18 protein-coding genes are annotated in these 18,076 nt (G+C 67.2%); 12 read left to right on the top strand and 6 right to left on the bottom strand.

What is annotated here, in order from left to right; translation table 11 throughout:
- Positions 1-117: 117 nt before the first annotated feature.
- Entirely contained in the window at positions 118-849 is a 732-nt protein-coding gene (locus tag BFAL_RS00290) for a response regulator transcription factor (RefSeq protein WP_055426466.1), read from the bottom strand.
- Between the two features lie 97 nt (positions 850-946).
- On the bottom strand, positions 947-1,729 hold the full coding sequence (locus BFAL_RS00285; protein WP_160319006.1) for a TPM domain-containing protein: 783 nt from the start codon (positions 1,727-1,729) through the stop codon (positions 947-949).
- Between the two features lie 141 nt (positions 1,730-1,870).
- Between BFAL_RS00285 and BFAL_RS00280 the strand changes: the two genes are divergently transcribed.
- Positions 1,871-2,161, top strand: coding sequence for a WXG100 family type VII secretion target (locus BFAL_RS00280; protein ID WP_055426465.1), 291 nt, complete (start codon positions 1,871-1,873; stop codon positions 2,159-2,161).
- A gap of 97 nt (positions 2,162-2,258) precedes the next feature.
- Here the strand turns inward: BFAL_RS00280 and groL are convergent, their stop codons facing one another.
- The 3 genes from groL to BFAL_RS00265 form a co-directional block, all read right to left on the bottom strand.
- Positions 2,259-3,884 carry a chaperonin GroEL gene (gene groL / locus BFAL_RS00275; RefSeq protein WP_055426464.1) on the bottom strand — a complete coding sequence of 542 codons (1,626 nt, stop codon included), beginning with the start codon at positions 3,882-3,884 and terminating at the stop codon, positions 2,259-2,261.
- Positions 3,885-4,178: 294 nt separating this feature from the next.
- Positions 4,179-4,382 carry a cold-shock protein gene (locus BFAL_RS00270; protein ID WP_055426463.1) on the bottom strand — a complete coding sequence of 68 codons (204 nt, stop codon included), beginning with the start codon at positions 4,380-4,382 and terminating at the stop codon, positions 4,179-4,181.
- 193 nt (positions 4,383-4,575) lie between these two features.
- The gene (locus BFAL_RS00265; protein ID WP_055426462.1) at positions 4,576-5,265 is read right to left on the bottom strand and encodes a LytR C-terminal domain-containing protein; all 690 of its coding nucleotides are present in this window, start codon (positions 5,263-5,265) and stop codon (positions 4,576-4,578) included.
- A 130-nt stretch (positions 5,266-5,395) separates the two neighbouring features.
- On the opposite strand from BFAL_RS00265, the gene BFAL_RS00260 reads away from it, so the two are divergent.
- The 11 genes from BFAL_RS00260 (at position 5,396) to BFAL_RS00210 (ending at position 16,054) form a co-directional block, all read left to right on the top strand.
- The gene (locus BFAL_RS00260; RefSeq protein ID WP_055426461.1) at positions 5,396-6,097 is read left to right on the top strand and encodes a uracil-DNA glycosylase; all 702 of its coding nucleotides are present in this window, start codon (positions 5,396-5,398) and stop codon (positions 6,095-6,097) included.
- A 34-nt stretch (positions 6,098-6,131) separates the two neighbouring features.
- A complete protein-coding gene (locus BFAL_RS00255; protein ID WP_055426460.1) occupies positions 6,132-7,196 on the top strand; it encodes an AAA family ATPase in 1,065 nt (354 codons plus the stop codon).
- Entirely contained in the window at positions 7,193-8,149 is a 957-nt protein-coding gene (locus BFAL_RS00250; protein WP_055426459.1) for a DUF58 domain-containing protein, read from the top strand. Before BFAL_RS00255 ends, BFAL_RS00250 begins: the two co-directional genes overlap by 4 nt.
- The gene (locus BFAL_RS00245; protein WP_055426458.1) at positions 8,146-8,670 is read left to right on the top strand and encodes a hypothetical protein; all 525 of its coding nucleotides are present in this window, start codon (positions 8,146-8,148) and stop codon (positions 8,668-8,670) included. Before BFAL_RS00250 ends, BFAL_RS00245 begins: the two co-directional genes overlap by 4 nt.
- Positions 8,670-9,725 carry a vWA domain-containing protein gene (locus tag BFAL_RS00240; RefSeq protein ID WP_055426457.1) on the top strand — a complete coding sequence of 352 codons (1,056 nt, stop codon included), beginning with the start codon at positions 8,670-8,672 and terminating at the stop codon, positions 9,723-9,725. Before BFAL_RS00245 ends, BFAL_RS00240 begins: the two co-directional genes overlap by 1 nt.
- Positions 9,722-10,750, top strand: a complete 1,029-nt coding sequence (locus BFAL_RS00235) for a VWA domain-containing protein (RefSeq protein ID WP_055426456.1) — start codon at positions 9,722-9,724, stop codon at positions 10,748-10,750. The genes BFAL_RS00240 and BFAL_RS00235 overlap by 4 nt, the downstream gene beginning before the upstream one ends.
- Entirely contained in the window at positions 10,747-11,334 is a 588-nt protein-coding gene (locus BFAL_RS00230) for a DUF6466 family protein (RefSeq protein WP_055426455.1), read from the top strand. The genes BFAL_RS00235 and BFAL_RS00230 overlap by 4 nt, the downstream gene beginning before the upstream one ends.
- A 91-nt stretch (positions 11,335-11,425) precedes the next feature.
- Positions 11,426-11,767 carry a hypothetical protein gene (locus tag BFAL_RS00225; RefSeq protein WP_152973436.1) on the top strand — a complete coding sequence of 114 codons (342 nt, stop codon included), beginning with the start codon at positions 11,426-11,428 and terminating at the stop codon, positions 11,765-11,767.
- Positions 11,764-13,368, top strand: coding sequence for a PGAP1-like alpha/beta domain-containing protein (locus tag BFAL_RS00220; protein WP_055426453.1), 1,605 nt, complete (start codon positions 11,764-11,766; stop codon positions 13,366-13,368). The genes BFAL_RS00225 and BFAL_RS00220 overlap by 4 nt, the downstream gene beginning before the upstream one ends.
- Positions 13,369-13,535: 167 nt before the next feature.
- A complete protein-coding gene (locus tag BFAL_RS00215; RefSeq protein ID WP_055426452.1) occupies positions 13,536-15,263 on the top strand; it encodes an ABC transporter permease in 1,728 nt (575 codons plus the stop codon).
- A gap of 29 nt (positions 15,264-15,292) precedes the next feature.
- Positions 15,293-16,054 carry an ABC transporter ATP-binding protein gene (locus BFAL_RS00210; protein WP_082440214.1) on the top strand — a complete coding sequence of 254 codons (762 nt, stop codon included), beginning with the start codon at positions 15,293-15,295 and terminating at the stop codon, positions 16,052-16,054.
- Between the two features lie 68 nt (positions 16,055-16,122).
- Here BFAL_RS00210 and dnaE read toward each other — a convergent pair.
- Positions 16,123-18,076, bottom strand: a 1,954-nt coding sequence (gene dnaE / locus BFAL_RS00205) for a DNA polymerase III subunit alpha (protein ID WP_152973435.1), incomplete at its 5' end; no start/stop codon positions are given.

Below are 18,076 nucleotides of genomic sequence, written 5' to 3'. Positions count from 1 at the left end.
CGAGATGGTCGAGGAAGAACCGCGGGATGCGGCGCCACCCGGTCGCCTTGGGGGGCCTGCCGATGGGCACGCGCGGCTGGACGGTCTGCGTGCCGGCCTTCGGAGGGGTCTGCGGGGTCATGACTTCGGTTCGCGGATCATGTACCCGATGCCGCGCTTCGTCTCGATGAGCGGCGTGACCTTGTGCTTCTCACCGTCCTCGCCTTCGACCATGACGCCATCGACCTTCTTGCGCAGGTAGGAGATGTAGCTTTCCACGATGGCGGCGTCGCCGCCCCAGTCGTACTGCCACACGTGGTCGAGGATCTGCGCCTTGGACAGGACGCGCCCGGCGTTGTCCATGAGGTAGCGCAGCAGCTTGTATTCGGTGGGGCTCAGATCGACGCTCTGGCCGGCGCGGGTGACGTCGTGCGAATCCTCGTTGATCTCCAGGTCGCCGACGCGGATGATCGGATCGTCCTCGACCTGTTCGCGCGTGCGGCGCAGGATCGCGCGGATGCGGGCCACGACCTCCTCGAGGCTGAACGGCTTGGTCACGTAGTCGTCGCCGCCGACGGTCAGCCCCATGACCTTGTCCTGGGTGTCGTCGCGCGCGGTGAGGAACAGCACCGGCGCGTCGATGCCCTCCTGCCGGATGCGGCGGGTGACGGTGAACCCGTCGATGTCCGGCAGCATGACGTCGAGGACGATGAGGTCCGGCTGCACCTTCTCGATGACCTCGATCGCCTGGGAGCCGGAGGCGGCGGTGTTCACCTCGAATCCCGCGAAGTGCAGGGACGCGACCAGCAGTTCTCGGATGGATGGTTCGTCGTCGACGACGACGATCGATGCTTCAATGGGCTTGCTCATGGCTCCCAGCTTGTACCGCCTGTCTGTGGGTTTCCTGAAAGCGGACTGGGGATTATTGCCGTATCGGCCGTGAGCGGGCCGCCGGCGGTCGAATCTCTCAGCGGGAGAACGGGCCGCGCCTGCGCTTGCGCGCCTCGCGCAACTCGCGGCGGGTCATCGGGCGTTCGGGCTCGGCGTCCCGCGCCGACTCCCCCGTGTCCGGCGCGGCGGCGGCCTTCTCATCCGCGTCCCCTGCGACGGCGGCCTTCTTCCCGTCTTGTTCCACGGCCGCGCGCGCGGCGTTCTTCCTCGCTCCGCGGCGACGGCGCATGACGATGGCGACGACGATGACGACCACCAGCACGGCCAGCACGATGAGCATCACGACGATGCCGATCGTCATGGCGCCGGTGTTCGTGGAGGTCTTCTTCTGCTGCACGATCTCGTCCATCATCGCGGTGGCGGCACCGGACCAATCCTGTTCGCCCTGCTTGGTGAGCGGCTGCATGGCCGCGTCGCTCAACGCGTCGATGGTCTTCTGGTTGTTGAGCCACTCGTCGGAGTTGCTGGAGACGCACACCACGAGATTGCCGTCCGCCGAGGCCACGGCGAGCAGCACGGTGTTCGGCTGGGGGCTGGTGGATTCAAGCACGCTCGACGCCCATGCCGAGGCGTCCTTCTTGACGCCGAACGTATCGACGTAGAGCAGGCGCACGTGCACGCCGGTCTCCTGTTCGGTGCGCTTCATCGCGTCGCTCACCGCGGACACGTTGCTGCCCAGCAGATTCTGCGTATCGGTGATGTCGTTGGTGGTGGTGATCGAGTCCTCGGCATGGGCCGCGGGAGTTATCCACATCGCGCACATCAGGGCCAGAACCAAGCAGACAAGCCATTTCACCATCGGCGACACGCCGTGAAGGGGGGCTCCGACCACAGGAGCCGTTTTTCCGTTCCTCATTCGCGCAAACATCATAGACTCCACCTTAGCGACCGGTTGCACCAACAGACAACACCCACATACCTTGACGCAAAGGAGACGACGATGCCCCAATATCAGGTGGATTCCGAGAGGATCCAATCATCGAGCGCGGCGGTGCAGGCCTCGGTCGGCCAGATCAGGCAGGCCGTGGCCGGCATGTACGCGAACCTCAACTCATTGCAGGACGCCTGGCGCGGCACGGCGGCCACGCAGTTCACGACGGTGGCCGAACAGTGGCGCGCGGCGCAGCAGCAGATGGAGACGTCGCTGGAATCGATCCAGAACGCCCTGACGCAGGCCTCAACGGTCTACGCCGAAGCCGAGTCCGCCGCCGCACGGCTGTTCGCGCAGTAGGCGCCGCAATACGCAAGGGGCCCGTCGTCCGGTGGTTGCACCGGGCGACGGGCCCCTATGATTCAGCCGTTCAGGCGGTCATCGGTCTCGAAGCCGATCAGTAGCCCATGTCGGCGCCGGCGGCCGGGGCGGCCGGCTTCGGCTCCGGCTTGTTGGCGACGACGGCCTCGGTGGTCAGGAACAGACCGGCGATGGAGGCGGCGTTCTGCAGGGCGGAACGGGTGACCTTGACCGGGTCGGTGACACCGGCGGCCAGCAGGTTCTCGTAGGTGTTGGTGGCGGCGTTGAAGCCCTCGCCCTCCGGCAGGGAGCGGACCTTGTTGATCACGACGTCACCGGACACACCGGAGTTCTCGGCGATCTGCTTGATCGGGGCCTCGATGGCGCGGAACACGATGGCGGCACCGGTGGCCTCCTCGCCGGTCAGCGAGGTGACGGACTCGTCCTTCTCGGCCTTCGCGGCGGCCTGGACAAGGGCGACGCCACCGCCGGGCAGCAGGCCCTCCTCGATGGCGGCCTTGGCGTTGCGCACGGCGTCCTCGATGCGGTGCTTGCGCTCCTTGGCCTCGACCTCGGTGGCAGCGCCGACCTTGATGACGGCGACGCCGCCGGCCAGCTTGGCGAGACGCTCCTGCAGCTTCTCACGGTCGTAGTCGGAGTCGGTGTTCTCGATCTCGGCGCGGATCTGCGCGACGCGGGCGTCGATGTCCTCCTTGGAGCCGGCGCCCTGCACGATGGTGGTCTCGTCCTTGGAGACGATGACCTTCTTCGCGTGGCCGAGCACGGAGACGTCGACGGAGTCGAGCTTGAGGCCGAGCTCGTCGGAGACGACCTGAGCGCCGGTGAGGATGGCCATGTCCTGGAGCATGGCCTTGCGGCGGTCGCCGAAGCCCGGGGCCTTGACGGCGCAGGACTTGAAGGTGCCGCGGATGTTGTTGAGGATGAGGGTCGGCAGCGCCTCGCCGTCGACGTCCTCGGCGATGATCAGCAGCGGCTTGCCGGTCTTCATGACCAGCTCGGCCACGTGCACGACGTCCTGCTGGCTGGAGACCTTGCCGGAGGTCAGGAGGATGTACGGATCTTCGAGCACGGCGGTCTGGTCGTCGGCGTTGGTGACGAAGTACGGGGCGATGTAGCCCTTGTCGAAGCGCATGCCCTCGGTGAACTCGAGGTCCAGGCCGAAGCGGTTGTTGTCCTCGACGGTGACGACGCCGTCCTGGCCGACCTTGTCCAGGGCCTCGGCGATCTTCTCGCCGACTTCCGGATCGGCGGCGGAGATGGTGGCGGTCGCGGCGATCTGGTCCTTGGTCTCGACGTCCTTGGCGGCGGCGACGAGCTCCTTGACGATGGCGTCGGCGGCCTTCTCGATGCCGCGGCGCAGCGCGATCGGATTGGAGCCGGCGACCACGTTCTTCAGGCCCTCATGCACGAGGGACTGGGCCAGCACGGTGGCGGTGGTGGTGCCGTCGCCCGCGACGTCGTCGGTCTTCTTGGCGACTTCCTTGACCAGCTCGGCGCCGATGCGCTCGTACGGATCCTCGAGGTCGATCTCCTTGGCGATGGAGACGCCGTCGTTGGTGATGGTCGGCGCGCCGTAGGACTTGTCGAGCACGACGTTGCGGCCCTTCGGGCCCAGCGTGACCTTCACGGTGTTGGCGAGCTTGTCAAGGCCCTCCAGCATGCCCTGGCGGGCTTCCTCATCATAAGCAATGATCTTTGCCATGGTTGTGTTCATCCTCCATATGGCTGGTGTACCGATGCTCACCCGTCGGGCCGCACATGACCACCGACCGTCAGCCGCCGGTTATCACTCTCGACCTCCGAGTGCTAAGCAACGAGATTAGCACTCCACCCCGCCGAGTGCCAACATCATCCCGCGCGATTGCGCTTTCGGCATGAACGGCGCCTTCGCCGCCCGCTGTCAGGGCATGAAAACAGCCCCGTCGTACTGACCGGGGCAAACCTGAGGGGTCCGAATCCTCAACCTCACGAACCTTGGGATGGGCTGACGGGGCGCTCACAACTTGGTGACCTTGGTCGCCTGCATCCCCTTGGGGCCCTTTTCGGCCTCATACTCGACCTTGTCCCCCTCGTCGAGGGTCTTGAAGCCCTCGCCGGAGATCACCGAGTAATGGACGAAGACGTCGTCGCCGCCGCCGTCCGGGGTGATGAAGCCATACCCCTTGCCATTACTGAAAAGCTTCACGGTTCCTTGCGCCATGTTGCACTTCCCTTAGCTGTGTGAGCTGTAATCTCTCCCGACACGGAGGGAATAACAACCACAACACCACGCACCCCCCGCCTCGCGACTAAAGGGCCAGTATAGACGTGCCCCATGTCAACGACAACAACAGCGGCCGGAAAATGGGATGAAACGTGGCCATAACCACGTTTCATCCCGCGATACGAATCGGTCAGTTCATCAGGACGACGACGATGCCGCCTCCCAGACCACTGGCCGGCTGCACGTTGGAGATGCCGAGCGTATTGGCCACGTCCTCGGCGGTGGCCTTGTCCGCATCGGACTCGTACCACACGACGGTGGCCGACGGCAGGGCGCCCGTCGGATTCGAGGCGACGACGTTCGTATACCCGGCGTTGTTGAGCACGCCCTGCTTGGTTGCCGCATACCCGGAGACGCCGGTGCCGTTGACGACGGTGACCGCCTTGGTCTTGTCCGGCTGCGCGGCCTGCTGGGCGGCCGCCTCCTGGGCCGCCTGCTCCTCGGCGGCCTTCTTCGCCTGCTCCTCGGCCGCGGCCTTCTCCTGGGCGGCCTTCTCTTCGGCGGCCTTCTTCTCGGCGGCGGCCTGATCGTCGGACGTCTTGTCCGACGTCTTCTGCTTCTGCGTGGAATCCGAGGACGATCCGGACGCATTCGCGGTGGAGGAGGCCGACCACGGCATGCGCACCTTGCCGAGCTCGCCCGACAGGACGCCCCACGCCCCCACGCCGCACAGCGCCGCGACGAGCACGACCACGACGAACGGCACGAGACGTGCCGTCACCGGCCTCGCCCCGCGGTGCATGCCCGCAGGGCCCTTCGGCGGATCGTCGAACGAGTCCGGCTCGTAGGAGTCGATTGCTTCCTTGTCGTTCCTGGCCATACTGAGCCTCCAATCATCACTAACCCACGAGTGTAACGTCATGGCCGCCCGATGGGAATACGCCACCGTGTCTCCGGCGCCGCATGTGACCGCCGAGGTGCGCGGCCGCATACGGCGGTAGAGTGAAGCCATGAGCGAAATCAAACCGTTGAGCGAACTCGTCGAACCCGGCTGGGCCGAAGCGCTGGCCGACGTCGAACCGACGATCCACCGCATGGGCGCGTTCCTGCGCGAGGAGAACCGCGCGGGCCGGCATTGGCTGCCCGCCGCGCACAACATCCTGCGCGCGTTCACCATCCCCTTCGACTCCATCAAGGTGCTCATCGTCGGGCAGGACCCGTACCCCACGCCCGGGCACCCGGTGGGCTTGAGCTTCTGCGTCGCGCCGGACGTGCGCCCGCTGCCGAAGAGCCTCGTCAATATATATAAGGAGCTCGTCTCCGACCTGGGCGTGCCCGAACCCTCGAACGGCGACCTGACGCCGTGGACGCAACGGGGCGTGCTGCTGCTCAACAGGTGCCTGACCGTGGGCGTGGGCCGGCCGAATTCGCATCAGGGCAAAGGCTGGGAGGAGGTCACCGAGGCGGCGATACGCGCGCTGAACGCCCGCGTCGACCCCGCGACCGGCCGCCCCCGCCCGCTCGTCGCGATCCTGTGGGGACGCAACGCCCAGACGCTGGAGCCGCTGCTCACCAACGCGTTCATCATCAAATCCCCACATCCCTCGCCGCTGTCCGCCTCCCGCGGCTTCTTCGGCTCACGGCCGTTCTCCCGCGCCAATCAGGCGCTCGCATCCATGGGAGCCGATCCGATCGACTGGCGACTGCCGTAGGGAGCCGTCACCCAACGCGGTTAGAGTGGAACGCATGGCAATTTTCCCTCCGAAACCACAGATGCCCCCGCAACCGGCCCAGACGAGACCCGGAGCGATGGCCGGCGCCATCGCTCCGGACGACGTCAAACTCGCCGCGTCGCTGGCGGAACGGGTCCGTTCCCGCTTCGCGCACACACTGGTCGGACAGGCCAACCTGCGTGAGTCGCTGATCCTCACGCTGGTGGCCGGCGGCCACATCCTCATCGAATCCGTGCCCGGCCTGGCCAAGACCACTGCCGCGCAGACGCTCGCCACCTCCGTCTCCGGCACGTTCAAGCGCGTGCAGTGCACGCCGGATCTCATGCCCTCCGATCTGGTGGGCACGCAGGTGTTCGACTTCGCCACGCAGAAGTTCGCCACGCAGATCGGACCCATCCACGCGAACTTCGTGCTGCTCGACGAGATCAACCGCTCCAACGCGAAGACGCAGTCGGCGATGCTCGAGGCGATGGCCGAGGGCGCGACCACGATCGGCGGCGAGCGCATCGCGCTGCCGAAGCCGTTCATGGTCATCGCCACGCAGAACCCCGTCGAGGAGGAGGGCACGTTCACACTGCCCGAAGCCCAGATGGACCGTTTCATGATGAAGGCCGTGATGACCTACCCGACGGCCGACGAGGAGGCCCGCATGCTGGCGCTGCTCACGCGCCGCGGTTCGGACGTGTTCGACCCCACGCAGCTGCCGGCCGACCAGATCTCCATCCGTGACGTCGAGTTCCTGCGCGCGACGGCGCGACGCGTGCACGTCTCCGACGCGATCATGCGCTATGCGGTCGATCTGGCGGCCACGTCGCGCGGCGCCGGCACGCACCCGCTGCAGGGATTGGGTTCGCTGGTGCGTCTGGGCGCCTCGCCGCGCGCATCGATCGCGCTGGTGCGCATCGGCCAGGCGAACGCGCTGCTCAAGGGCCGCGACTACGTGGTGCCGGAGGACGTCAAGTCGGTGGTGCATGAGGTGATGCGCCACCGCATCGTGCTCACGTTCGAGGCGATGGCCGACGGCGTGGGCGCCGACCAGGTCATCGACCGCATCGTGCAGGCGGTTCCCGTTCCATGATCGACAGGACCGACGATCCGATCCGGGCCAGGATCGAGGCGCTGGGCACGCAGCTGAGCCTGCCCACCGTCCGCAAGGCCCTGGGCGTGATCGAGGGCGAGCACGCCTCGCACAGGCCCGGAGGTTCGGACGATCTGATGGACGTGCGCGTCTACGAGCCCGGCGACGAGGCGCGTCTCATCGAATGGAAGACAAGCGCGCGCCAGGGTCGCCCGATGGTGGCCCGGCGCGAGCGCGACGTCACCTCGCACGTGTGGATGCTCATGGACGTGGGCCGCGAGATGACGGGTGCCTGCGAATCCGGCGAACGCGCCTATGAGGTGGCGGCGAACGCGCTGCGCATGTTCGCCGCATTGTCGTTGCGCCGTTTCGACGACCTGTCGCTGGTGTTCGCCGACGCGGCCAGCATCACGCGCGTGCCGTTCCATGGCGGATTCGCCCAGTTCGGGCGCACGTTGGACGAGGCGTTGGACCGTGACTGGGCCCAGCCGCGCAACATCGGCGCCCTGCTCGGCTACGCCCGACGCATCAAGGACCGGCGTGCGCTCATCGTGCTCGCCACGGACGAGCACGCCCTCACCGAAGACCAGCTGCAGGCGTTGCGGCGCATCGGACGCACGCACCCGCTGGTGGTCATCGACGTGGCGACGGTGAACCCGTTCTCCGCGGCCCGCACCGTGGGCGTGCTCGACGGCATGGGCCAGCGTCGCCTCCCCGCGTTCCTGGCCGACCCGCGAGCCGCCGCCGAGGTGGACACGCATCGCGCGTTCATGGCGGCCGCGCTGGAGCGCGAACTGTCGCGCGCCCACGGGCATCTGGTGCACGCCGCATCGAGCGAGGCGATGTTCGACGCGTTCGTGCGTCTGGTGTCGCGCTCGCTGGCCGGCAATACGCCGAACCAGCTGCGCGCGCCGTCCATGCCGTCGTTGGAACCGTGGGGAGGTGTGGCATGATCGGGGCGGTGCAGAACGACGACCTCACGCCCGTGGCGCAGCTCGACATGACCGGCCCGCTCGTCGCGGCGCTGGCGGCGTGCCTGCTGCTGGCGGCGGCGCTGATCGCATGCGTGGTGCTGCTGTCGAGACCGCCGCGCGCACGTCGGGAGCGCACGCGCGGCGCGCACAGCATGTCCACGGGCAAGGCGGCGTGGCATGCGCGCATCGACGAGGTGACGTCCCGCCACGCGGCCGGGGACATCGACCGTGAGGAGGCGTTCCTCGCGCTGGCGGCCATCGCCCGCGATTTCGCTTCGGAGGCGACGGGGCGCGATCTGAGCACGCATACGCTGGCGGACCTGCGAGGCGAGCGCCGCGACCCGTCGTCCAGACGGGGCCTCGACCTGCTGCGCATGACGATCGAGGCGCTCTACCCGCCCGAGTTCGCCGACGAGTCCGTCAACGCGCATGCCCGTCAGGCGGATGTCGCCGAGGCGGCCGGCTGGGTGTCGAATCTGGTGGAAAGGTGGGGACGCTGATGCAGCTGTCATGGCAATGGCCGTGGGCGGCCGTGGGCGGCGCGCTCGCCGCGGCGGCGCTGATCGCGTTGGTCGTCGCGCTCTCGTCGCGGCGGCATCGCATCGAGACGGTCCGCGTGTTCACGCTGGACGACGATCTCAACACGGGACGCGCCGCGAAGCTGTTCCGCCGCTGGCGTCTGCTCAACCGGTGCGCCGCGGCGCTCGTGGTCGTCGCGATCGGTCTGGCGGTCGCGATGCTCGCCAGACCGGCGACGGTGGACCGCAGCGAGGAGCGTTCGTCGAGCCGCGACATCGTGCTGTGCCTCGACGTGTCCGGTTCGACGCTGCCGTACGACCGTCAGGTGATCGACACGTACCGGGATCTCGTCACCCGCTTCGAGGGCGAGCGCATCGGCATGAGCATCTTCAATTCGACGTCGCGCACGGTCTTCCCGCTCACCGACGACTACGATCTGGTCACCGAACAGCTCGACGCCGCCTCGCGCGCGTTGAAGGGCGTGGAGTCGCAGGACGACATCGACAAGATGAGCGACGCCGACTACCAGCGGATCTCCGATTGGCTGGAGGGCACGCAGAACCGCAAGGACACGACATCGCTCATCGGCGACGGCGTGGTCTCCTGCGCTGCCATGCTGCCCGGTTTCGCATACGGTTCGTCCGGGGCGGACGGTTCCACGCGCGCCGCGTCGATCGTGCTCGCCACCGACAACGTGGTCTCCGGCACGCCGACGTACACGCTTGAGCAGGCGCTCGACCTGACCGGCGAGGCGAAGATCACGGTGGACGGCCTGTTCTCCGGCCCCAGGCAGAGCGAGGGCGACGCGACGACCACCGAGATGAAGACGCTCATCGAATCGCATGGAGGCGTGTTCCTCACGCAGTCGAACGGCGCGAGCGTCGACGAGCTGGTGCGTGACATCGACAGGCGGCGTTCCGCGCAGAACCGCAAGGCGACGCAGGCGGCGCTGGTGGACGATCCGGGTTGGTTCGCGCTCGCCCTGGCCGTGGTCGTCATGCTGTGGCTGCTGGTGGTTTGGAGGTTGAAGCGATGAGTTCATGGACGCTCTCCCCCGTGTTCGGCTGGCCGGTGGGCGGCGCGCTCGCCGCGGCATTGGCGGTGTGCGCTGTCGTCGGCGTCGTGCGTCACGCGCGCGGCATGGCCGGCGACGAGACGCTGGGATCGTGCGTGCGGCGCGTGCTGGTCTGCCTGCTGGCGGCCGCTGCCGTGCTCATGCCGTCGATGGTCACGTCAACCACGTCGCGCGCGGTGAACGCCACCGATGTGGTGGTCGCAGTCGATGTGACCGGTTCGATGGCGGTCTCGGACGCGACCTATGGCGACGACACGGCGATCACCCGTCTCGAGGCGGCGCGCAGGGCCGTCGACGATCTGACCGGACTGTACCCGGATTCGAGTTTCGCCGCGTTGCGGTTCGGCGCGTCGGGCACGCTCGACGTGCCGTTGACGCCGGACACGACCGCAATCCGCAGTTGGGCGGGCTCTCTGGCGCCCGAGGCGACGAGCGTGTCCGCGGGATCCTCGCTGGACGCGCCGCTCGACCAGCTGGTCACCACGTTGAAGCAGCTGCGCGACGGGCATCCTGACGACGCGATCGTGCTGTACGTGATCACCGACGGCGAACAGACCTCGCCGAAGAAGCGCCGCACGTTCTCGTCGCTGCGCAGCTATCTCGACGACGCGTTCACGGTGGGCGTGGGCTCGACCGCCGGCGGCAACATCCCGAAGATCGCGGACGGCGCTTCGGCGCAGGCGGACGCCGGCACGCAGGAATGGGTCACCGACCCGGACACCGGCCAGCCGGGGGTCTCGAAAATGGATGAGACCAATCTCAAGGACATCGCCGACGAGATGGGCGGCACCTATCTGCCGGTGAACGCCTCGCGGACGATGGCCGACGGCGTGTCCGCGAAGATGAGCGACAAGTGGAAGATGACGAACACGCGCAAGGAGCGCACGCGCGTGGCGCCGGTCGTGTGGCCGATCGCCGCGGCGGCCGTCGTGCTGCTGGCCTGGGAGGCCGGAGCGCAGTTCGCATTGTCAAGGAGGCTGCTATGAGCATCGGTGTGAAGCGGTCCGGCGAGGCACGCCCGGCGGCGCGTGCCGCGCTGGGCGTGCGCGTGCTGCTCGCGGTGATCGCGGTGGTCGCGCTCGGCGTGGCCGGCATAGCCGGCGTGAACCTCGTCGCGGTCATGCGGTTCAACCAGGCCACCATGACGCTGAACGAGAACCTCAGGAACGCGGAACGCGACGATGTGGATCTCGACGCGTTGGGGGCGGGCCAACAGCAGGTCGACGCGCAGTTCGATGACGCGCAGGCGCTCTCCTTCCTGCTCATCCCCCAAGTCAGGGAGCCCATCTCCCGTAACGCGGAGGTGTCGAAAAAACTGACGACGCGCACCACGCGGGAGATCGCGGAGCAGAAGGGGCAGACGACCACCGACGCCGACCAGCAGGCCGCCGAAGCCGGCACCGGTTCGGGCTCGTCCGGCAAGGGCGGCGGGCTCACCGCCAAACAGCGGCAGCAGGTCGAGGAGCTGCTCAAGGCCAACCAGCAGTCCACGCCGTCGCAGTCCACCACGAAGCAGGAGGACACCGCGCAGCAGGACCAGTCCTCGACGCAGTCCACCAAACCCTGGTAAAGACGGTTTACAGAATGTGGATATCGGGGGCTCCGACCACATGCCCCGTTCCGGCTGGACGGCGCCCTTCGAATCCGCGTTCAATGGGTGCATGAGCACCACACGCAGATCGATTCCCGGCACGATGCGCACCTATGCGCCGTTCGCGGGCTCCCGCCCCTTCGGCCAGATGCCTAAACCCATGTTCGCAGACGACGGATGCCGATGCCACGAGGCCGTGCAGGCCAGCCGCGAACGCATCGACGCCGCCGCCCAAGGCACCGTGCGGGTGACCGGAGCGGCCCGCACCGCCCTCGCCTCATGCGCCTCGCTCGACTGGGAGGGCAACGCCGCGAACCTGTTCCGAGACAGACTCACCTCGCTGCGTCCGCCGTTGGACGCGCACGACGACGAAGCCGCGACGGTGACGCGTATGGCGGTGATGTCGCCATGAGCGACTGGCAGATCGTCGCGCGCGTCCATGGCGGGCACCAGTCCGCACCCGCCACCGTGGAGGAGTTCCATGCCGCGTACGACGCGCTTGTGGACGCCGCCACCGAATTGGGCGTCCACGCGCGCACATGGACGGACACGGCGATGGAACTCGCCGCGGACCGCACCAGCGTGCCCCTGTGCACGACGCTCTCCTCCGGAACGCGATCCTCGTCCGGCGGCGAACACGTCACGCTCCCCTACGCGCAGCTCATCGCCGCATGCCAACGGCATGCCGCGGAACTCAACGACACCAGCGCCAAACTGCACGGCATGGCGGACATGCTCGCACGTGCGAACGCGTTGTACTCGCAGGCCGAACGCGACAGCCGCAGGGCCGTGACCGAACTGACGCAGGCGGTGACCCAATCGCATCCGTTGTGGGCCTCGTCCGCCATGGTCGGCGGCATCCTCGGAGGGCTCATCTACGGTGGATTGGCCGAACGCGCGTTCACCCCCGGCTACTCGTCCTGGGCGACCGCACCGTTCCAGGAGGGCTACATGTCCGGCATCGGAGCGCTGCTCACCGACATCGAACTCGGCAAGGGCGTGGTGCATACCGACGAGGTGAACCAGGCCGCCGGCAAGATCGGCAAATGGTCCGGCCCCATCAAGGACATCTACCAAGGCAACGAGCTGACCGTCAGGCGGGTCCAGTCGCGGGCGGAAGTGGTGCGTTCATCCACGTCGGTCGGGCAGTCGCTGGAGAACCTGCGCCGGCTCGGCGAGGAGCGGCTCGGCAAGATCGACCTGGATTCGGGGCTCGAATACGGCACGATCGCAGTGCAGCGCTACGAGCGTCCGGACGGCTCGAACGCGTGGCTCGTCACCATCCCCGGCACGGACGGCCAATGGGATTCGCCGTTCGGATGGGAGCAGAACATCGAACTGATGAGCGACGATCCGGAACGCCGCCGCAGGGCGGACGGCGCGCGCATGGTGGTCGAGGCGATGGAGCAGGCCGGCATCCGGCCGGACGAGCCGGTGGCGATGATCGGCCACTCGCAGGGTGGCATCGTGGCGGCCGCGATCGCCTCCGACGAGTCGGAACGGTTCAACATCCAGCACATCGTGACGGCCGGCTCCCCGGTGGCGAACCATCCCATCCCGGAACACACGTGGGTGACGAGCATCGAGATCGAGGACGAACTCGTGGCCGCGTTGGACGGCGCGGAGAACCCGGCCACCGACCATTGGCTGACGGTGCGCGGCACGCTCCAACCGGCTGCGGGTCCGGGAACGCCCACGCTCAACGACGACGGCTCCTGCACGCCCTCCGCCGATTCGGGCGTATGGGGAGACAGCCCCTATGCGGCCGCCGTGGTGGACGACCCCGCCGAGACGAAGGAGATGACCCACTGGCTCAAATACCATCAGGCGGCCTACCGCAACGCCTCCGATCTGGGAGGCAGACCAATGATCACGCATGAGCGGCATTTCGCCGACACGATAGGCGGCGAGCTCAAGGAGACCCAATACTACGAAGGGAGGCTTTCACACCCGCCCGGCCACACGAGCACCGCGCCAGGAGAGCGGACCGGCATCTCACGCGTCGGCGAGTGACGCGCGGCTTTCAGACCACGTTCAGGAACCTCCCCGGTTCATCGCCGGTTCGCCCCGGGGCCTCTTCAGCGTGCGGCAAGTCTCCTTCCATGCTGGCGGCTCATGCTGGGGCCATGACGCGGGGCGCAGGGTCCCGCGCACGGGAACGGCAAAGGAAACAACCATCCATGTTCGTGTTGAAGAACGCGTGGCGGTCCGTCACGCGCAACAAGGGGCGCAACGTCCTCATCGTCATCATCGTGGCGATCATCGCCGCCGCGGCGACGATAGGCCTCGCCATACGCGGCGCCGCCGAGACCGCACGCGCCGACGGTCTGAGTTCGACGAGCGTGACGGCGACGATCGGCGTGGACCGCGAGGCGATGATGAGCGCCGCCCGGCAGGCGGCGCAGTCATCAGACGACTCCGATTCTTCGGATTCGTCGGACCAGCCTGATTTCAAGACGATGCGCGACGCGCTCGACCAGAACGCGCTCACGCTCGCCGACTACGAGAAGTACGCCAAGGCGGCCGGCGTCGAGGTATCCACGTACTACACGCAGACCACGTCGGTCAACGGCACCGACGCGTTCCAGCCGGTGGAGTCGACCACGTCGAACGAGGCGTCAGGCACGTCCGGTTCGTCCGACTCGTCGGCGTCCTCCGACGGCCAGTCGGCGCAGGGCGGCCAGGGCGGCGGCCCCGGCGGCATGGGCGGCCAGGGCGGCGGCATGATGGGCATGGATTCCGGCGACTTCTCACTCGTCGGCTTCTCCTCCGATTCGGCCGTCGCGGCCGCGGCCAACGGATCATTCACGATGAGCGACGGCGAGGTGTTCGGCTACGACGAATCCTCCGAAGGCGACGTGATCATCTCGAAGGCCCTCGCCGACTTCAACGGTCTCGCGGTGGGCGACAAAATCACCGTGGCGGACCTGTCCGGCGACGACACGACGTACGAGCTGACCATCGTCGGCATCTACAAGAACTCGGCCTCGTCCAACACCGGCATGAACGGCCCGATGGGCGGCACCTCGTCCGACCCGGACAACGCGATCTACACGTCCGTGGCCACCCTGGAGAAGCTCGGCCTGGCCTCCGGATCGGATTCCACGGACGACGACTCCACGGCCTCCTCCGATGATTCCGCCACCACGCAGACCTCAGCCTCCCGCACCCAGCTGGACTTCACCTACGTGCTGAACGGCAAGGACGACTACGAGACGTTCGCGAAGAACGTCGAGAAGGCGGGGCTCGAAGACGGCTACACGGTCTCCTCGGCGGACGTCGAACAATACGAATCGAGTCTCGTGCCGCTCGACAATCTCGCGAAGTTCGCGCTCACGCTGCTCGTCATCGTGCTGGCGGTAGGCGCGGTGGTGCTCATCGTGATCAACCTGTTCAACGTGCGCGAGCGCAAATACGAGGTGGGCGTGCTCACCGCGATCGGCATCCGCAAGTCGAAGGTCGCCGCGCAGTTCGTCATCGAGCTGCTCATCGTCACGATGATCGGCATCGCGCTCGGCGTGGCCGGCGGCGCGGCGGCGTCGGTGCCGGTGTCGAACCAGCTGCTCGCCCAGCAGGTCTCCTCGCAGCAGTCCGAGGCGACGAGCCGGCAGGCGCAGTTCGGCCGCGACGCCGACATGCCCGGCGCGCCAGGCGGAGGTTCGGCGGATTCATCCGACGCCTCCGGTTCGGGTGCGCCCGCCGCTCCGGGCGGTGCGCAACCCTCGGGCGGGCGCGGCGGATTCTCGCAGGCGGTCGACTACGTCAGCGAGATCGACGCGACTGTGGACCTCAAGGTCGTCGGCCAGCTCGCGCTCATCGGACTGGCGCTCACGCTCGTCTCCGCGTTGGCCGGCATCGTGGCGATCATCCGCTACGAGCCGCTGCAGATTCTCGCCGACCGCTCCTGAATCATCCCGACCTGAAGGAGGAAACCATCATGACCACCGAAACCACCACAAAAACCACCACCGAAACCACCACGACCGCCGCACCTGCGGCAACGGCCGGCACGGCGCAAGCCTCCGACACCACGCAGGGCGACCGTCCGGTCCTCGCGATGGACCACGTCTCCTACGCGTACACGAAAGGCGGCAAGCAGGTCGTCAAGGACCTGAGCCACGACTTCCACGCCGGACGCGTCATCGCCATCGTGGGGCCGTCCGGCGCTGGCAAGACCACCGTGCTCTCACTGCTCTCCGGCCTCACCTCGCCCACCGCCGGCCGCGTGCTCTACAACGGGAACGACCTGGCGAAGGCGGACCGCTACCGGTTCCGCAGCCATGACATCGGCGTGATCTTCCAAAGCTTCAACCTGCTGCCGTCGCTGACGGTCGAGGAGAACATCACCCTGTCGATGGAGGCGTCCGGCAAACCGTTCGGCAAACCGAAGCACGAACTCGTCGTCGACCTGCTCGCCAAGGTGCGTCTGCCCGCCGAATACGCGAACGAACGCATCCTGCACCTGTCGGGCGGCGAACAGCAACGCGTGGCCATCGCCCGCGCGCTCGGCTACGATCCCGACATCGTGCTGGCGGACGAGCCCACCGGCAACCTCGACATGGCCACGCAGGACGACATCATGGCGATCTTCCGTTCGCTCGCGCACGAGGAGGGCAAATGCGTCATCATCGTGACGCACTCGCCTGCCGTCGCCGACCAATCCGACGAGGTCTTCCAGCTCAAGCCGCTACGCCGCTGACGCCTGCATCGCATCGGCTGCCTGCCTGCACCGCATCGCTTCCGGCTCCCCGCAACGGGGAGCCGCACTCACGCCGCAGGCAGGCAGCCCGGCCCGAACAGGATCTTGAGTTCGGCGAACAGCGACGTGTCGCGTTTCACGCGGAACCGGTCACCGAACGTCAGGACCTCCGCCGTGCCGTCGTCGCCGACGATGGCGAGCTTCACCTCGCAGTACCCGGGATGGTTGGTGAGCACCTGGCCGAGCTGCATCACATGGTCACGGCCCAACGCCGCCTCGGGCAGCGTGATGATGACCGGGCGTTCGTCCTCCGCGTCCAACGACGGTACCTCGAGCTCGGTCGCCCGCAGCGACACGGTCTCGTCGCGCAGCTCGACCTGGCCGCGGATCTGCACGATGTCGTCCTGTTTGAGGTCCGGCGCGGCGGCCTCGTACACCTTGCCGAAGAACAGGCACTGGATGGAGCTCTCCAGATCCTCGATGGTGACGATCGCCCACGCGTTGCCCTTCTTGGACACGCGGCGGTCGACCTTCGTGATCATGCCGGCGAGGGTGACCTGCTGGCCCTCGCCCATCGTCTTCGCACGGTCGATGAGGTGCGCGATGGACATCTCGCGCAGGCCGGCGAGCACGGCGGTCATGCCGGAGAGCGGGTGATCGGAGACGTACAGGCCGAGCATCTCGCGTTCGAAGTTGAGCTTGGTCTTCTTGTCCCAGTCCTCGATGTCGGGCACGGTGACGGAGGCGTCGCCCATGGCGTCCGCTCCCCCGTCCTCGTCGTCGGCGAACAGGTCGAACTGGCCTTCCGCCTGTTTGCGCTTCAACCCGACGACCGAATCGATGGCGGTCTCGTGGATCTGGAACAGGGCGCGGCGGTTCGGGTCGATGGAGTCGAACGCGCCCGCCTTGATCAGCGATTCCACGAGGCGCTTGTTCAACGCCGTCAGGGGCACGCGGCGCACGAAGTCCATGAAGTTCACGTACTTGCCATGGGAGCCGGAACGTTCGGCGACGATGTCCGCCACGGCCTTGTCACCCACGTTGCGGATGGCGCCCAGGCCGAAACGCACCACGTCGCCCACGGCCGAATACGCGAACTGCGACTCGTTGACGTCCGGCGAAAGCACCTGGATGCCCATGCGGCGCGCCTCGCCCAGATACAGGGCGGTCTTGTCCTTGTTGTCCTTCGTGCCCTGCAGCAGCGCGGCCATGAACTCGACCGGATAATGGGTCTTCAGGTATGCGGTCCAATACGAGATCAAACCGTATGCGGCCGAATGGGCCTTGTTGAACGCGTAGCCGGAGAACGGGACCAGCACGTCCCACACGGCCTGCGACGCCTCCTCGGAATAGCCGTGCTCCTTCATGCCCGCGAAGAACGGCACCTTCTCCTTGGCCAGCACCTCCGGCTTCTTCTTGCCCATCGCACGCCGCAGCACGTCGGCCTTGCCCAGCGAGTAGCCCGCGAGGATACGCGCCGCCGACTGCACCTGCTCCTGGTAGATGATCAGGCCGTACGTCTCGTCCAGCACCTGCTTCAACGGTTCGTCCAGTTCGGGGTGGATCGGCGTGATCTTCTGCAGACCGTTCTTGCGCTTGGCGTAGTTCGTGTGCGAATCCATCGACATCGGGCCCGGACGGTACAGGGCGATAAGCGCGGAGATGTCGTTGAAGTTGTCGGGCTTGAGCATCTTGAGCAGGCTGCGCATGCCGTCGGAATCAAGCTGGAACACGCCGAGCGTGTCGCCGCGCGAGAGCAGCTCGTACGTGGCCTTGTCGTCCAGCGGGATCTTCGTGTAGTCGATCGCCGGCTTGCCGTTCGCCTCGATGTTCCTGAGCGTGTCCTGGATCACCGTCAAGTTGGACAGACCCAGGAAGTCCATCTTCACCAGGCCCAGCGTCTCGCACGTATGGTATTCGAACGTGGTCGTCACCGTACCGTCCGTACGTTCCAGCAGCGGGGACGTGTCCGTAATCGGCTCGCTTCCCATGATCGTCGCGCACGCGTGCACGCCCGTCTGA

Origin of the sequence: Bifidobacterium aesculapii (genome assembly GCF_001417815.1) — a bacterium.
GTDB lineage: Bacteria > Actinomycetota > Actinomycetes > Actinomycetales > Bifidobacteriaceae > Bifidobacterium > Bifidobacterium aesculapii.
This window is presented reverse-complemented; position numbering and strand designations above follow the sequence as displayed.

Coding starts and splice junctions, on each gene's coding strand:
- BFAL_RS00290 (WP_055426466.1), bottom strand. CDS start 849: ATGAGCAAGCCCATTGAAGCATCGATCGTCGTCGTCGACGACGAACCA.
- BFAL_RS00285 (WP_160319006.1), bottom strand. CDS start 1,729: ATGGTGAAATGGCTTGTCTGCTTGGTTCTGGCCCTGATGTGCGCGATG.
- BFAL_RS00280 (WP_055426465.1), top strand. CDS start 1,871: ATGCCCCAATATCAGGTGGATTCCGAGAGGATCCAATCATCGAGCGCG.
- groL (WP_055426464.1), bottom strand. CDS start 3,884: ATGGCAAAGATCATTGCTTATGATGAGGAAGCCCGCCAGGGCATGCTG.
- BFAL_RS00270 (WP_055426463.1), bottom strand. CDS start 4,382: ATGGCGCAAGGAACCGTGAAGCTTTTCAGTAATGGCAAGGGGTATGGC.
- BFAL_RS00265 (WP_055426462.1), bottom strand. CDS start 5,265: ATGGCCAGGAACGACAAGGAAGCAATCGACTCCTACGAGCCGGACTCG.
- BFAL_RS00260 (WP_055426461.1), top strand. CDS start 5,396: ATGAGCGAAATCAAACCGTTGAGCGAACTCGTCGAACCCGGCTGGGCC.
- BFAL_RS00255 (WP_055426460.1), top strand. CDS start 6,132: ATGGCAATTTTCCCTCCGAAACCACAGATGCCCCCGCAACCGGCCCAG.
- BFAL_RS00250 (WP_055426459.1), top strand. CDS start 7,193: ATGATCGACAGGACCGACGATCCGATCCGGGCCAGGATCGAGGCGCTG.
- BFAL_RS00245 (WP_055426458.1), top strand. CDS start 8,146: ATGATCGGGGCGGTGCAGAACGACGACCTCACGCCCGTGGCGCAGCTC.
- BFAL_RS00240 (WP_055426457.1), top strand. CDS start 8,670: ATGCAGCTGTCATGGCAATGGCCGTGGGCGGCCGTGGGCGGCGCGCTC.
- BFAL_RS00235 (WP_055426456.1), top strand. CDS start 9,722: ATGAGTTCATGGACGCTCTCCCCCGTGTTCGGCTGGCCGGTGGGCGGC.
- BFAL_RS00230 (WP_055426455.1), top strand. CDS start 10,747: ATGAGCATCGGTGTGAAGCGGTCCGGCGAGGCACGCCCGGCGGCGCGT.
- BFAL_RS00225 (WP_152973436.1), top strand. CDS start 11,426: ATGAGCACCACACGCAGATCGATTCCCGGCACGATGCGCACCTATGCG.
- BFAL_RS00220 (WP_055426453.1), top strand. CDS start 11,764: ATGAGCGACTGGCAGATCGTCGCGCGCGTCCATGGCGGGCACCAGTCC.
- BFAL_RS00215 (WP_055426452.1), top strand. CDS start 13,536: ATGTTCGTGTTGAAGAACGCGTGGCGGTCCGTCACGCGCAACAAGGGG.
- BFAL_RS00210 (WP_082440214.1), top strand. CDS start 15,293: ATGACCACCGAAACCACCACAAAAACCACCACCGAAACCACCACGACC.